The sequence below is a fragment of the Methylobacterium variabile genome (assembly GCF_001043975.1).
Lineage (GTDB): Bacteria > Pseudomonadota > Alphaproteobacteria > Rhizobiales > Beijerinckiaceae > Methylobacterium > Methylobacterium variabile.
Window position 1 is genome coordinate 1 of the sequence record NZ_LABY01000231.1, and the last position, 14323, is coordinate 14323.

At 67.3% G+C, this 14323-nt stretch carries 17 protein-coding genes and 1 pseudogene; 14 read left to right on the forward strand and 4 right to left on the reverse strand.

The features are described 5' to 3' along the window. Positions 1-313: 313 nt before the first annotated feature. A complete protein-coding gene (locus tag VQ02_RS28285; protein ID WP_048447583.1) occupies positions 314-1231 on the reverse strand; it encodes a C40 family peptidase in 918 nt (305 codons plus the stop codon). Positions 1232-1472: 241 nt separating this feature from the next. Between VQ02_RS28285 and VQ02_RS28290 the strand changes: the two genes are divergently transcribed. From VQ02_RS28290 to VQ02_RS28320, 12 genes and pseudogenes are all read left to right on the forward strand, one after another. Continuing rightward, entirely contained in the window at positions 1473-1823 is a 351-nt protein-coding gene (locus tag VQ02_RS28290) for a hypothetical protein (RefSeq protein WP_048447584.1), read from the forward strand. Positions 1824-2009: 186 nt separating this feature from the next. Next, a complete protein-coding gene (locus VQ02_RS28295) occupies positions 2010-2471 on the forward strand; it encodes a MarR family winged helix-turn-helix transcriptional regulator (RefSeq protein ID WP_048447585.1) in 462 nt (153 codons plus the stop codon). 268 nt (positions 2472-2739) lie between these two features. After that, positions 2740-3252, forward strand: coding sequence for an NUDIX hydrolase (locus VQ02_RS28300; RefSeq protein WP_048447586.1), 513 nt, complete (start codon positions 2740-2742; stop codon positions 3250-3252). Positions 3253-3360: 108 nt separating this feature from the next. Further along, positions 3361-4077: an MgtC/SapB family protein gene (locus VQ02_RS28305; protein ID WP_048447587.1), complete on the forward strand. Its 717-nt coding sequence runs from the start codon at positions 3361-3363 to the stop codon at positions 4075-4077. 232 nt (positions 4078-4309) lie between these two features. After that, on the forward strand, positions 4310-4636 hold the full coding sequence (locus VQ02_RS34970; RefSeq protein WP_245239882.1) for a transposase: 327 nt from the start codon (positions 4310-4312) through the stop codon (positions 4634-4636). 95 nt (positions 4637-4731) lie between these two features. Beyond that, a pseudogene (locus VQ02_RS39520) lies at positions 4732-4911 on the forward strand (transposase); the annotation flags it as partial. Between the two features lie 158 nt (positions 4912-5069). After that, positions 5070-5747 carry an FkbM family methyltransferase gene (locus VQ02_RS36240; RefSeq protein WP_083469503.1) on the forward strand — a complete coding sequence of 226 codons (678 nt, stop codon included), beginning with the start codon at positions 5070-5072 and terminating at the stop codon, positions 5745-5747. 164 nt (positions 5748-5911) lie between these two features. Beyond that, entirely contained in the window at positions 5912-7012 is a 1101-nt protein-coding gene (locus tag VQ02_RS36245) for an FkbM family methyltransferase (protein WP_083469504.1), read from the forward strand. A 210-nt stretch (positions 7013-7222) separates the two neighbouring features. Continuing rightward, a complete protein-coding gene (locus VQ02_RS36250; RefSeq protein ID WP_425339933.1) occupies positions 7223-7378 on the forward strand; it encodes an alpha/beta hydrolase family protein in 156 nt (51 codons plus the stop codon). A gap of 336 nt (positions 7379-7714) precedes the next feature. After that, positions 7715-7876: a hypothetical protein gene (locus tag VQ02_RS37645; RefSeq protein WP_157080850.1), complete on the forward strand. Its 162-nt coding sequence runs from the start codon at positions 7715-7717 to the stop codon at positions 7874-7876. A gap of 311 nt (positions 7877-8187) precedes the next feature. Beyond that, complete coding sequence (locus tag VQ02_RS28315; protein ID WP_245239881.1) at positions 8188-8481, forward strand: hypothetical protein; 294 nt, start codon at positions 8188-8190, stop codon at positions 8479-8481. Positions 8482-8566: 85 nt separating this feature from the next. Beyond that, positions 8567-9010 (forward strand): hypothetical protein, encoded by a 444-nt coding sequence (locus tag VQ02_RS28320; RefSeq protein WP_048447588.1) that lies wholly within the window; start codon positions 8567-8569, stop codon positions 9008-9010. A 37-nt stretch (positions 9011-9047) separates the two neighbouring features. On the opposite strand, the gene VQ02_RS28325 is transcribed toward VQ02_RS28320, so the two are convergent. Continuing rightward, the gene (locus tag VQ02_RS28325) at positions 9048-10772 is read right to left on the reverse strand and encodes a sensor histidine kinase (RefSeq protein WP_053080588.1); all 1725 of its coding nucleotides are present in this window, start codon (positions 10770-10772) and stop codon (positions 9048-9050) included. Between the two features lie 397 nt (positions 10773-11169). Here VQ02_RS28325 and VQ02_RS28330 point away from each other — a divergent pair, with 397 nt between their 5' ends. After that, positions 11170-11415 carry a (2Fe-2S)-binding protein gene (locus VQ02_RS28330; RefSeq protein ID WP_048447589.1) on the forward strand — a complete coding sequence of 82 codons (246 nt, stop codon included), beginning with the start codon at positions 11170-11172 and terminating at the stop codon, positions 11413-11415. A 40-nt stretch (positions 11416-11455) separates the two neighbouring features. Here the strand turns inward: VQ02_RS28330 and bfr are convergent, their stop codons facing one another. Beyond that, a complete protein-coding gene (gene bfr / locus VQ02_RS28335; protein ID WP_048447590.1) occupies positions 11456-11953 on the reverse strand; it encodes a bacterioferritin in 498 nt (165 codons plus the stop codon). Between the two features lie 104 nt (positions 11954-12057). Continuing rightward, positions 12058-13197, reverse strand: a complete 1140-nt coding sequence (gene ribA / locus VQ02_RS28340; protein ID WP_053080589.1) for a GTP cyclohydrolase II RibA — start codon at positions 13195-13197, stop codon at positions 12058-12060. Positions 13198-13391: 194 nt separating this feature from the next. Here ribA and VQ02_RS28345 point away from each other — a divergent pair, with 194 nt between their 5' ends. Continuing rightward, positions 13392-13934 (forward strand): cytochrome b, encoded by a 543-nt coding sequence (locus VQ02_RS28345; RefSeq protein ID WP_048447591.1) that lies wholly within the window; start codon positions 13392-13394, stop codon positions 13932-13934. Positions 13935-14323: the final 389 nt, after the last annotated feature.

Genomic DNA, 14323 nt, shown 5'->3' on the forward strand with positions numbered 1-14323 from the left:
CAGGCCGGCGAGGCCGGCCGCCAGCACGACGATGACGAGGGCGCGGGTGATGGCCGAACCGGTCAGCATCGCGGGCAGGTGTCCTCGGGCTCGAGCGGGAGGCGCCGCGGGCGCCCATCGCCGCCATCCTACAGCGGGTTGTGGCCGGCGCGAGGCATGAGGGCCGTCGCGGGGCCTGCATCGCTGCAGATGTCCACGGATTCGCGCACCGACTGTCCGTTGCGCCGGGCCGGCCTTCCCCAGTGTTCGGGAAGCTCTTCTGGCCGGAGGACTATGCCGGCGGCTCCCACGGGCGGCGATCGTCCCCGAGGCGTCAGGCCGCGGTCCCGGTGCCGGGGGCCAGGCGCCGGATCGACCGGATCGCCCCGTCCCCGGTGCCCGGCCCGGTCCGGCCGGCGCGGATGCGGCCTTCCGCCTCGGCCAGGGGCTCGACCGCCACGGCCATGTGGTGGCCGTTGGCGTGGATCAGGCGGGTCTCGTCCAGCATCATCCCGACATGACCGCGCCAGAACACCAGGTCGCCTCGGCGCAGGCCGGCGAGGTCCGGGGCGACGGGCACCGGCTCGCCGAGGGCCGCCTCCTGCTGGTCGCTGTCGCGCAGGGCCTGGATGCCGGCGGCGAGGAGCGCCGCCTGCACCAGCCCGGAGCAGTCGAGCCCCAGGCTGCTGCGGCCCCCCCAGAGATACGGCACGCCGAGGAAGCGCGTCGCGGTCGCGGCCCAGTCCGGCTCGACCGTCCCGAGGGGCGCGAGGTGCCCGGCCCAGACGAAGGCGCCGTCCGGCAGGCGGGCATAGGCCCCCTCCCGCGCCGTCACCGTCACGAGGGCGCCGAGGCTGAGAGCGCCGAGGGGCGGACGCTTCAGGTCGGCGGCGGGGTACAGGAAGGTGCGCAGGGCCGCGATCCGGTGCGTGGGCGCCGGGTCGGCCGGCCCCAGGGCCTCGGCCGGGAGGTACCCGACATAGCCGTCGCCGGCGAGCTGCGCGAAGGCCCAGCCGTCCCGGACGTCGTAGACCGTCGCGGCCTCGCCGAAGAGGGCCTCGCTGTCGAGGGAGGCGGCCGGATCGGGGGCGCGGCGCAGGGGCGCGAGGGCGGCCGCGATCCGGTGCGGCCGGCCGGGAACGTAGCGCGCCGCCTCGACCTGCCCGCGCAGGCGCTCGTCGGCGAGGTCGGGCCGGGCCGGGGTGAGGCGCGGGTCGAGGCGAGGGAGACTAGATGGAGGAAGGCTGGTCATGGCCGGCGAGTCTCGCAAGCCGGGCCGGCTCGGGCAAGCGGGCCGCCGCGCCGGCGCGGCGGCCCCGGCCGGAGGCTGCGACCTTATGCCCGGATGCCAGCGCGGGGCGGGGCGAAGGGCCGAATTCCGCTGCCGCCACCGGGCGCTACCTCGGAGCCCGGCGCAACCAATCCAGTCGCGCAGGGTTGGACATGCGCGTGTTGCACTGCAACAATCGCTGCGCCTGCGCTATGGTCAGCCCATGATGATGAGCCGCACCGTGAAGAAGCCGACCGACAAGCCCCGCAACCTGCCGCCGATCCGGGTGCGCAAGGAGCCCCCCACCGTCTCCGAGGCGGTGGCCGCGGCGCAGGACCTCGCCGACGACCTCGAGCAGCAGGTCGAGATCGCCGCCGGTCTGATCGGCCTGCCTCCCGACGAGGTGCGCCCCCACGTGCTCCAGGCCGCCAAGCCGAAGCCGGAGCGCGCGCCCGAGCGCATCATCAGCACCGGCAGCGGCCTGCGCGGGCCCCGTACGGTGATCGTCGAGCGCCGGGCCGGCCGGCCCCTCGTCGAGCGCCGCACCCGCCCGCCCCTCGACGGCCGGCGCTGAGGCCGGTGGCCGCCGCAGGCCGGCGACCCATCTTATGCTGTTGTGGACGGAGCCGTATCCGAGAGACTATTGTTCGCCATCGAACGCCTCGGTGCGATTTCGACGGTCCGCCCGACCGTGCTAGGGTCTCGGCGTGAAGATCCTGCGGCGAGGGCGGCGTCCGGTTGCCGTCGGTATGGTGTGCACATGAACTCTCTCGAGCCTGTCCTGTCAGGCGTGGATGCGTTGCGGCTCGACAATCAGCTCTGCTACGCGCTCTACGCGGCCTCCCACCGCATGACGAAGTGCTACCGGCCGCTGCTCGAGCGCCTGGGCCTCACCTACCCGCAGTACCTCGTGCTGATCGTGCTCTGGGAGAATGACGGGCTCACGGTCTCGGATATCGGCCGCCGCCTGCGCCTCGATTCCGGCACGCTGACGCCGGTGCTCAAGCGCCTCGAGGCCGCCGGGTTCGTGCGCCGCACCCGCCGACAGGCCGACGAGCGCGAGGTCGAGATCAGCCTGACCGAGGAGGGCCACGCCCTGCAGGGCGAGGCCGTCGCGGTGCGCCGCGCCGTGGTCCACCACCTGAAGATGTCGGAGGGCGAGATCGCCGAGCTGCGCGCCCGCCTCGATACCCTCATCGCGACCCTCGGCAACGAGGACTGAGCCGCACGGCCGGCCGCCGCGGTTTGTTTTGCCGGTTAACAAATCCTGCTTGAGCCCCGTGGCCCATCCCGCTTAAAGGGACGGGCGAGGTGCAGCGCGCCGTCCGCCGCGGATACGGCCGGGCTGGCGGAGCCGTGCCGAGGCGTCTTTCCGAGCCCCGCGCTCCAGCCCCCGGACATCGAGTGCGCCGTGACGTGATGCCCGTGACATGCCTCCGCGTTCGACCCGGCCGGCCGGGATGCCGTTCTCTCGTGGGCCACGCGGGATCATGAAGAGCCTGAGGGCCCTGGCCGGCCTGCTGACCGGCTGGTCGGAGCGCAGCGGGGAGCCGCGACGGCAGGTCGGCGTGCTGCCGGTCCGGCCCGGCCCGGACGGCACCCTGCAGGTCATGCTGATCACCTCTCGCGAGACGCGGCGCTGGGTGATCCCGAAGGGCTGGCCGATGAAGGGCCTGAAGAACCACGAGGCCGCCGCCCGCGAGGCCTACGAGGAGGCGGGCCTGATCGGCCGGGTCGGCCGGCGGGCGCTGGGCAGCTACTTCTACCAGAAGCGCCTGAAGAGCCGCGACACGGTGCTGTGCCAGGTTCAGGTCTTCCGCCTCGACGTGCGCAAGCAGCTGAAGACCTGGCCCGAGCAGCACGAGCGCGACGGGCGCTGGTTCAGCGTGCCGGAGGCCGCCGAGGCGGTCACCGAGGCCGGGCTCGCCGCGCTGATCCGCGCCGTCGGCGCCGACAGCGCGAAGTCCCGCAAGGCCAAGGCGGCGGCCGGCCGCGCGCCCTGACGTGCCGCCCCGGCCCGCTATCCGGCCGTCACACGCCGCCGCTATAGGCTCTCGCTTCGGCCCGGGGCAGGACCCGCGGCCCTCTCCCCCAACCGGTGGCGCGACGCGATGGCGATCATCCAGGCCTTCCAGGCCGGCGAGTTCCTGAACTCCACCGTGAGCCTCCTCTGCGCCTTCGTGCTCGGCACCCTGATCGGCGCGGAGCGGCAGTACCGGCAGCGCACCGCGGGTCTGCGCACCAACGTGCTGGTGGCGGTGGGCGCTGCGGCCTTCGTCGATCTCGGCATGCGGATCGGCCACGGCGACGGAGCGATCCGCATCGTCGCCTACGTGGTCTCGGGCGTCGGCTTCCTGGGCGCCGGCGTGATCATGAAGGAGGGCATGAACGTCCGCGGCCTCAACACCGCCGCGACGCTCTGGTGCTCGGCCGCCGTCGGGGCGCTCTCAGGCGTCGACCTCGCGGCGGAGGCGGCCCTCGTCACCGCCGCGGTGCTGGCCGGCAACACCCTGCTGCGCCCGCTCGTCAACGCCATCAACCGCATCCCGATCGACGAACGCGACGCGGAAGCGACCTACGAGGTCCGCGCCACCACCGACACGGACCGCCTCTCCGAGGTGCGCGACCTCCTGGTCGAGCGCCTGGAGGCGGCCCACTACCCCGTGAGCGAGGTCGACGTCGAGGAGCGCGGCGATGACGACGTCGAGGTCGTCGCCACCCTGGTCAGCACGGCGATCGAGCCGGAGGAGATCGACGCGGTGATCGCCAAGCTCGGGGCCGCCGAGGGGATCCGGCGGGCGACCTGGACGGTCAGGACGACAGATTGATGAACCGCGGCAAGGACGTGTGCACAGCACCTGCTTTTTGCCGCCCAGTTGGACTACCCAACTATCGAAAGCTTTCAAAATACACGGTATATCGTCGCACGACAGTATTATTGCGATTGATAATGAATTAAATTAAAAACTGACATCTGAAGGAATGCTGCTGCCGGCACGGCGGCCCGCGTGATTGCTCGTCCAGCTGGCCTGGGCGCTGGATGCGACCGCAGCTGCTGTGGTGACCCGCGTCGAGCAGGACGAGCCGATCGGGTCGTTGCTTCACCGCGCTGGTGCGGGCTGCGGCAGGGGTGCAACTGAGGAACAGGACGGCACGGCGAAGACCACCACTTGGATCACGCGGGCACGGACTTGCCGCGCGTCGGCCATTGAGACGTTCGCCTCAAGCCTGGACGGCGACGGCGCAACGGTCAGCGCTGCCCTGACCGAGCCGCGGAGCAGCGGCCAAGCCGAAGGTCAGATCATCCGCCTCAAGCTGATCAAGCGCCAAAGCTACGGTCGGGCGGGCCCCGATCTCCTCAAGCGTCGCCTGATCCTTGCCGCATAATCCACGAAACGTGAGCAAGAGCCACAACCGCTCCTACCATGGCGACCGTACTGGCTCAGCCACTGCCATCACCGTAGAGTTCGTGGAGTTCCTAGGAGAGCCAAAAGGGCTTTGCCGTCCAGCCGCGCCGCTGGGTGATCGAGCGGACGTTCGGTTGAATTAACCGCTGCCGACGGCTTGCCCGCAATCACGAAGGAGCCGCGTCCTCAGCCCTCGCCTTCTTCGTCATGGCTACAGCCACGATCCTCGTCAGGCGCCTCGCACGTGCTTCATGAAACAGGATCTGAAACCGGGCGGAACGTCGAGGTGCGACCCATGCCGGTCGTGAAGCCTAAGGACCACGCGTGAACGTCATCACCCAGAGCCTGCCGCCGCTGGGCGGTAACTGCATCGACAAAAGCACTTAACGATGCTAGCCCCTAGCTGCTGACGCATGCAGAATCGCGCTTTAGGGGATAAGACCTTGCACAATATAGCCAACATCATTCTTCCCGATGAACTTGTTTTCGATGTCGGCGCAAATGTCGGGAACAAAGCACAGTGGTTCGCCGATCGTGGCGCCCGCGTTGTCGCGGTTGAGCCGCAGCCTGCTATGGTTGCGGCGCTACAAGAACGCTTCGCAAGCAACCCTCATGTTACAATTGTGCCCAAAGGGCTTGCTGAAAAGCCGGGCCATTTGGACATGCATATTAATACAAACACGCCTGTCATCTCCACTTTTTCGCAGCAATGGACGCAAGGGCGCTTTGCCGGCCAATCATGGGATAGGGTCGAGCGAATTGAAATGACAACAATGGACGCGCTTGTTGCAGAATTTGGCGTCCCTCGCTATACTAAGATTGACGTTGAAGGCTTTGAAAAACCTGTAATGCTTGGTCTAACTACCAAGATTGGAGCGATATCATTAGAATTTACGTCAGAATTTCTGCAAAACACAGTAGATCTTCTTTGGTATGCTCGCGGATTAGGGTATCGTTATTTTAACTTATCAATACACGAGCGGACTGATTACCTTTTTCCTGCATGGCAATCGGTCGATGTAATAATCGAACATCTGAGAGATATCTGCGCTAAGGATCATATTGCTTGGGGTGATGTCTATGCTGTATAGGCGCTCGCAACAATTATAAAACTCCCACCTGGTGGCTATCGGCAGTGTTGAAGATGCTTCCGGCAGGGGAGCGCATTCAACACTGGGTGGGCGCGGGAATGGCTGCTAACGGCCAGAATGATATGTGCAGCGTTCCGTCTTGAGCAATATTTACAATCTGACGTATGGACTGGACGAACATGCAAGAAGCTTTCGACTATCTTACTAGAACATTCGGTGTCTCTGTCCGAAACATCTTAAATATAGGCGCGCACGAAGGTCAAGAGAGAAATATATTTAAAAAATATTGTCTCGGAAAAGTTGTTTTCGTTGAGGCAATACCCGCTGTTTATCAGAGATTAAGCAAGAACATTGAAGGATATACCAATTTTCACGCCGTGAACGCAGTATGTGCCGACCAAGATAATAAAATAGTTAATTTCAATATTGCTTCGAACGAAGAGTCATCCAGCTTGCTTGATTTTTCCAAGCATAAAGAATTTTATCCGAATATCAAATTTAATAGTACATTGGAGATGAAGGCGATCACTGTTGATACGTTAATATCCAATAAATTCCCTGACACAAAATTCAATGTTCTCGTTCTTGACACACAAGGCGCAGAGCTGATGGTTCTGCGGGGTGCTCTAAATAGCATATCAGAAGTAGACGCTATCTACACTGAGGTAAGCGAAACGCCCCTCTATGAAGGATCCTGCACTCTGATTGACTTGATTAAATTTCTTGAGCCCCGTGGCTTCGGTCTTAAGTGGCTAAAAATCAATCCGCACATGTTTGGCGATGGTCTATTTGTTCGTAACGATCTAAAAACCAGATCTGCGCCAATTATCGAGACGTCAGGGCGAAATATTGCTATCGGTAAGCCCGCCAAGCAAAGTTCTTTGTCTGCGTATTCGAAACCAAATGACGCTTGCGGAGCCGTAAGCGGAGTAAGAACAGGTAGATTTAATTTTTGCACTGAATTGGAAGACAATCCATGGTGGGAGGTCGATCTCGGCGCATTGCATGAAATATTTGAAATTCTAATATTTAACAGAATTGACGTGGCTGCATATCGAGCTTCGAAGTTAAAGATTTACATTAGCAACGATGGTGATACCTGGAGCTTGGTGCACGATCAGGCGGGCAGGACGTTTGGCGGGGCTGACGGCCATCCACTGCGCGTTCGTCTGAACAAAACACCTGCTCGCATTGTAAGGCTCCAGCTTGAAGGTCGAGAATATTTCCACCTGGATCAGGTTGAAATTTACTCTACCGATCAATGATCAGGGATAAAATTTGTCCGCAATCGCTGGCGCTTGATCCTCCTGGACGGCAATGTTGTCATGATAAAAATCACAATCAAGCGCAACGAGATGCAAGAAAGCAACGGAATATTAGTGTGCTGATGCATTCGGAAGGATCGCATTAGGCGTGAGCTATGCGAATTTGAGACATGGCTCAAACTGTCTGCGTGATCCTCATCCACCGTGCGGGTGCACCGCAGGCTGCGGGATGCCGGCGTCGAGGCCTACCTGCAGGTGGGAGAGGGCCGATCGCATGCCCACTACATCCGCGACGACACTGCCCCGGAGACCCGCAAGGTGTTCGAGGAGATCGCCTGGTTCTTCGATCGGCACCTGGGTCGGTGATGCGCCGGCGCGGTATCGCCCCGCGGTGGGGGTTAGATCCTGCCCCGGCGCTCGATCCGCCGGCTTGACGGTCTGAGCATCATCCTGCGGCCCGCGGACGACCGGTGCGCGAGTGGTTGCCGGTTCTGGGAAGTCGATTCAGTAGCAGGACCTCAAGCAGAAGCGTGACAGACGGCTCTGCTTGAGGTCGCCCGTCCTCGGCCACCCTGCGCGTCGCGACCTCCGCGTCGATCGCTGGTGGCGTCCTCTCACGGGCTGCGGCGATGGCGTTCGCCGCAGCCCGCGCCCATCTTAGTGGTAACGATTTGTTAACCATTGCGGCGCAGTGAGCCGGCTATGTACGCGCAGCTTCGTCACTACGGATGGCGCCCGCTCGAGGCGATCGGTCACATCACGTTCGGCATCGCCCTGCTGGGGCTGGGTCTCGCCTGTGCAGGGGCCGACCTCGTCGGAGGGTGGGAGCAGGCCGGCCGTTTGCTTGAGGGGATCGGCGGCTGAGCCATCCAGGCAGGCGAGGCCGGCGGACGGATACGATCTCGAAACCATCCGGGTTGCGTCCCGAGGCCGTGCTGTTAAGCTTGGCCGTGCCGGCTGTCGCGCAGCGCGAGCCGGCCAGAGCGGCCGCTCCGGCGGCCCGCGTCGCCGCCGAGCGACGCCGACCCCCGCGCCGTGGGCCGTGTGATCCCGGGCGCGGGCGTTTCCGTCCCATCCGGACGCGCGCCCCCGGCCCGCGTCCCTCCGGCCGTCGCCGCCCGTCGCCTCCGCCGGGATCGCATGCGCGTGGCCGAAGAACCCGAGGACCTGACGCGATGATCGATCACCGCCGCCGTCTCCTGAACCGGGCCGCCCTCGCCGACGAGGGCCGCATCTCCGTCCGGCGCGAGCCGGATCGGGCCTGGCCGGGAGACCACAGCCGGCTCTGCGCCCTGGAGAGCGACGGCCACCTGATCTTCCTGGGCGAGCAGCCCGGCCCGCAGCCTGGCGGCGCCTTCGCGGTCTGGCGCATCACCGAGCAGGGACGCCGGGCGCTCGGGCAACCCGCCGGGGAGAGCCGGCCGGCCTTATCCGGTCACCGCCGGACACCCGTTGTCACAAGGGCTTAGAGCCGCAGCACCGCTTCAAAACCGGCCTGTTCGGTCTTACACTGGAGGAGTGGGCCTCGGCCCGGACAGGCCGTCGAGGTGAGCGATGGACTACGTCTGCGACGTTCCCGGCGGAGCGGCTTCGCCAAGCGGGAAGACTCAGTCCGGTGGGAAGACCTGGTTCCGGATCGAGACCGAGGCGGAGGCGATCCAGGAATCGACCCTGATGGGTCACGCGGTCGAGAAGCATTTCCGGCAGGCCCAGGCCCGCGCCGAGGCCTCCTACGTGCCGCCCTCCGGCCCCTTCATCGAGCAGCGGATCGGCCTCAAGGCGCATCTGCGCCGGACCATGCCGCAATTCTTCACCCTGCGCGATCCCGAGGGCAACGGGCTCGCCACCGCGATGGTGCCGTCGGGCGCCGGCTGCCCGATCATCGTCGGCGTCGGCAACCGCGACCCCTACGTCGAGCACGCCGAGGCGATTCGGGTGCTGGCCGCGCATCTCGGCATCCCTCTCGAGCGCAGCCGCTGCTACCCCTACGGACGGTGACGGACCCCGGTCGTCAACCGCAGCGCGGCGGGGCCGCTCACGCCGCCTCGGTGCGGGCGGCGAGCGGCACGGCGATGAGGCAGGCGAGGCCGCCCGCCGAGAAATCGAGCCGCACCTCGCCGGCGAGCTCCCGCTCCAGGCTGGCGCGGATCAGGCGGGGGCCGAAGCCGGTCCGGGCCGGCGGCGCGCCCGCCGGGCCGCCGCTCTCGCGCCAGCGCAACCGGAGCGTTCCGGCGCCCACCTGCCACTCCACCCTCACCTGGCCGCCCGCGGCCGAGAGGGCCCCGTACTTGGCCGCGTTGGTGGCGAGCTCATGGATCGCCATCCCGAGTGGCAGCGCCACGGACGGGGTGAGGGAGACCGGCGGCCCGTCGAGGCTGATGCGGTCGGCCCGCCCGCCGGCATAGGGCTCGAGCTCGGCCGCCAGGATGCCCCGCAGGCCCGCCCCCTCCCAGTGGTTGGCGGTGAGCACGTTGTGGGTCTGGGACATCGCCAGCAGCCGGGCCTCGAAGCTGCCGGTGAAATCCTCGAGGGAGGCGGCGCTGCGGGCGGTCTGGCGCGCCATCGACTGCACGGTGGCCAGCGTGTTCTTCACCCGGTGGTTCAGCTCGTGGATCAGCAGGTCCTGCCGCGCGTCGGCGGCCCGGCGCTCCTCCTCCTGCCGCTGCAGGGCGTGGGCGGCGGCCGTCAGCGCGTGGCTGATCGCCTGCGCCTCCCGCACCGCCGAGGCCGGCACCTCGACCGGCTCGCCCCGACCGAGGGAGGCGGCGGAGACCGCGAGGCGGCGCAAGGGGCGGGCGAGGAGGCCGGCAGCGAACCAGCCGATGCCGGCCGCCACGGTGGCGACGACGAGCCCCCAGAGCAGGATCTGCCGGCGCAGGTCCGCCACCGACGCGAAGGCGGTGCCCGCGTCCTGGCGCACCAGCACCGTCCAGCCGAGGCCCGGATAGTCGCGATAGCCCCGGGCCGGACGATATCCGGTGAGGTAGTGCCGGCCGTCCGGCCACAGCTCCGTGACGGTGCCGGACTTGCCGGCCCGCGCGGCCGCGACGCTCGGCAGGTCCGCGGGCAGCGCCTTGCGGCGCAGGGCGTCGGGGCCGAGCAGCACGGTGCCGTCCCGGGCGAGAACCAGGGCGGTGACGTCGCGCTGGCCGGCCGAGGTCTCGCGCAGGCTCGCCTCGACTCTCCGGGCCCAGCCCCAGTCGAGGTGGCCCGAGATCACGCCGATGAAGCGGCCGTCGTCGGCCTTGACCGGGGCGGCGACGTCGAGCACCCGGGGCGGGTCGGCCGGGTCGTGGCCCGGCTGCAGGGTGGCCAGCAGCAGGGCGTCGTGCACGTCGCCCACGAAGGGGCCCTCGCGGCCCTGGGTGAAGTACTCCCGGTGCGAGACGTTCAGCCCTTCGAGGACGCCGGTGCTGGTGGCCGCGACCCGGCCGTCGGCGTCGATCAGCCCGATGATGGCGTAGTCCGGATAGGTCTCCTGGGCGCGGCGCATCACCCGGCGCTTGCGCTCGACCGGGGCGGCGGGGTCCCGAAGGGTGTCGTTCTCGGCCAGGATCACCATGTCGCGCCAGCGCTCGAACAGCCCGCGGTCGAGCCGGCCGGCCATGTGGTCGGCGAGGTCGCCGAGCTCGGCCTCGATACGCGCCTCGAGCCGCTGGCTCGCCACCCGCGACGCCACCAGGGCGAGCACCAGGGTCGCCACCAGGCCCGCGGCCCCGAATCCGAGGGCCAGGAAGACGCGGAGCGGCGGCTTGAGCACGGGGGCGATCCGGTCCTGGGCGGGGAGGGCTGTCTGGCCGAGGGGATCGGGCAGGCGCAGAGGAAGGCGGCGTCCCGGCGGACTCCTCCTGGAAGGTGCCTGAACTCTAGCCGAAAGCGATCTCGGCGAGAAACCCTCGCGGGCGCCTGTCCGTCGGAAACCGCGGCCGCGCCGGCAGCGGGACGGCGAGCCCGCGGAGCGCCTGCGGAAGGCCACGGTCCGCCCCTTGCCGGACGGAGCGCCGGCCTGCGGCGCGATGCCCGGCCCGGACCGGGTTGCGGAAACCGGCCCAGAGCGGTAACCTGTTGATTATGTTGTAGTTTTCAAGAGTTCTAATCTGCGGGTGCCGGTGGAGCGAACCGGCGGCACCCCGTGCACCGGGTGCCCCAGTCACAGCATGATCGTCTGTTCCTGCAACGTGCTCTCCGATGGCCAAGTGCGCGCGTGCCTCAATCCCGGCCCGGGCTGCCCGCGCACGCCCGCCCAGGTCTATGCCTGCCTCGGCTGCAGCCCGAAATGCGGCCGCTGCGCCCGTACGATCCGGGGCATCCTGGACCGGGCGCTCGCCGAGGCGCATGCCGCCTGCACCACCACCTGCGGGGCGGCCTGCACGCTGAAGGAACTGAAGGAGGAGGCCGCATGAGGCGGCCCCGCTCCGGCTCAGGCGCGTGGCGCGAAGCGCCTCACTCGACCTCGGGCTCAATCTTCTCCAAGCCCCCGATGTGGCGCTGCGCGTAGAGCGGCAGGCCGATCTGGCGGATCAGCTCGAGCTGGGTCTCCAGGAAGTCGATGTGGCCTTCCTCGTCAGCGGCCAGGTCCTCGAACAGCTGCTTCGAGACCCGGTCGTTGATCGAATCGCAATACTTCGCGGCCTCGAGGTAGAGGCTGCGCGCGTCGACCTCGGCGGCGAGGTCGCACTCGATGATCTCCTGGACGTTCTGGCCGATCCGGAGCGGATCTAGCTCCTGAAGGTTCGGGAAGCCCTCGAGGAACAGGATGCGATCGACGAACCGGTCGGCGTGGTTCATCTCCTCGATCGACTCCTTGCGCCAGAACTTGGCGAGGTCGACGTAGCCCCAGTCGTTCAGCATCCGGAAGTGAAGCCAGTACTGGTTCACCGCCGTCAGCTCGCTGCGCAGGCCGCGGTTCAGGTACTCGACGACCTTGGCGTCACCCTTCATCCTCGATCTCCCGTGTCGATCGTCCGTCGGGGCCGGGCGGGTGCCGGCCCACCCCAGGCCCTAGCTAGCAGCGAAACTGCCGCAGGGCCACAGGAGGCCGGCCGTCACGGCGCACCCTGCACGTCCAGGCAGGCGAAGGCGTCGAGATCGAGGGCATGGCCGGCCCGGTCGCGCTTGGCGGTGAGATAGCGGATGTTCTCCGGCGTGACCCGGCCCAGCGCGCGCTGCGTCTCGACCACCGTGAGGCCTGCGGCCTCGAGGCTCGCGGCCTTCTCGGGGTTGTTGCTGAGGAGCCGCACCCGGCTCACGCCGAGGGCCGTCAGCATCGCGGCCGCGAAGTCGAACCGGCGCTGGTCGAGGCCGAAGCCGAGGGTCTCGTCGGCCTCGTAGGTGTCGAGCCCGCGCGCCTGGAGGTCGTAGGCGCGGATCTTGTTGGCGAGCCCGTTCCCGCGGCCCTCCTGGTCGAGGTAGAGCACGATGCCGCCGCCGTGCTGCGCCATCCAGCGGGCGGTGCCGCGCAGCTGGTCGCCGCAATCGCACTTGAGCGAGCCGAACAGGTCGCCGGTGAGGCAGGCCGAGTGCAGCCGCACCGCCACCGGCTCGGCCGGGTCCGGCCGGCCGATCACCACCGCCACCTGGTCGCGCAGGCCCTCGCCGCCGCGAAAGACCACGAACTCGCTCTCCGGCGCCCCGGCGAGGGGCACCGGCGCCCGGCTGACCGGCCGCAGGGACGCCGCCTGCCGGCGCGGATAGGCGGCGACCGCCTTCACTCCGACGCTTAAGGCGACGGGGGGCACGGCCTCGCCCGGCACCACCAGGACGGCCGGCAGCACCTGGGCGAGCGCCATGAGCGCGAGCGCCGCCTCGTCACCGGCAGAGGCCGGCGCGACGGGGGCGTCGATCCGCCCGTCGAGGCGCAGTGCCAGCGCCTCGATCCGGGCTGGATCGATCACCGGCAGGGCGACCGCGCCCGCCTCGGTCCGCTCGGCCAGGCCGAGGCGGCGCAGGCGCGGGGCCGGCAGGACGAGGCGCGCACCGGTCCCGGCGAGCGCCGCGAGGCTCGCGAGGTTGCCCTCGTCAAGCGCCTCGGCGGAGAGGGCCAGCACCGGATCCTCGCCGCGCAGGGCCACGGGCCGGCCGGCACGGATCTCCGCCACCGCCCGCTCGACGTCGATCTGGTCCTGGACCTGTTCCCGGCCCGCGGCCGGGTCTAGACTGGTGCTACTCTGCATCGTGACCGACATGATCGACCTTGAGAGAGGCGGCCCGGCGCAACCGCGACGGGCCGGAAACCGTGAGGAAGAACCGGTGAGGGGGTCAAGCGCCACGGTCCGGCGCAGGACGGCATGTGGTGCGTCCGGCCCCGCTTCGCCGCGGATCCCTCCATCAACCTTTCGCGATTGTCCAGGGCGTCGATACACCAGGGGAGTAAGGCCACATGACGCCGCGCAGCTGCGCTCCCTCCCAGAAGGCGCTGCACTGGGTCGTCGCGATCCTGGTCTTCGCCCTGGTGCCGATCGCGCTCGCCATGGCCAACCTGCCCGACGGGCCGTTGAAGAACGCGCTCTACGAGTGGCACAAGTCGTTCGGGCTCACAGTGCTCGCGTTAGGCCTGGCCCGCCTCCTGGTGCGCGCCGCCCGCGGCGCCCCGCCCCTCGTCGCCGGCCTGCCGGCCTGGCAGCGTCGGGCGGCCCATGCCTCGCACATGGCGCTCTACGCCCTGATCGTGGTGGTGCCGCTGCTCGGCTGGGCCGGCACCTCGGCCTGCTGCGCCCCGGTGATGCTCTACTATACCCTGCCCCTCACCCTGCCGATCTCCGGCGGCATGCCGGTGGGCGAAGCGATCCTCAAGGTGCACCAGGTCGCGGCCTTCACGCTGGTCGCGCTGGTGGCGCTGCACGTGGCGGCGGCCTTGCATCATCATCTGGTGCGGCGGGACGGGACGCTGCGGCGGATGCTTCCGGGGCGAGAGAGGGCCTAGCTACGCTTCATAGGATATTCAGGGCCTTCCCTGCGGTGCGCGCATGCCAATCAGGAGTGTCCCGGACGGGAGCTTACGCAAAACGTTGCGGGAAGCTCTACCAGAGCGATGGCGGTACAGACCGGCCGCTAGTCGCAGATTTCCTCCGGCCTCGCTTGAATTCGCATGCTTGCTCTGGTATTGTGATCGATATTCAAAAAACTTATTTAAATTGGATTTTTATGAGTATGGCATTTGCGATCTGAGGTTTAGTAACGCTATATGTACTCATTATAGATGATATTTTATAGAAAAATAACCCAAATCACTCAAAATTTTATTTTAATCTGCTAAGGCCTGTTGTCACTTGATCCACGGCAGTGTGGAGACGAGGCAGAGGATGCCCATGA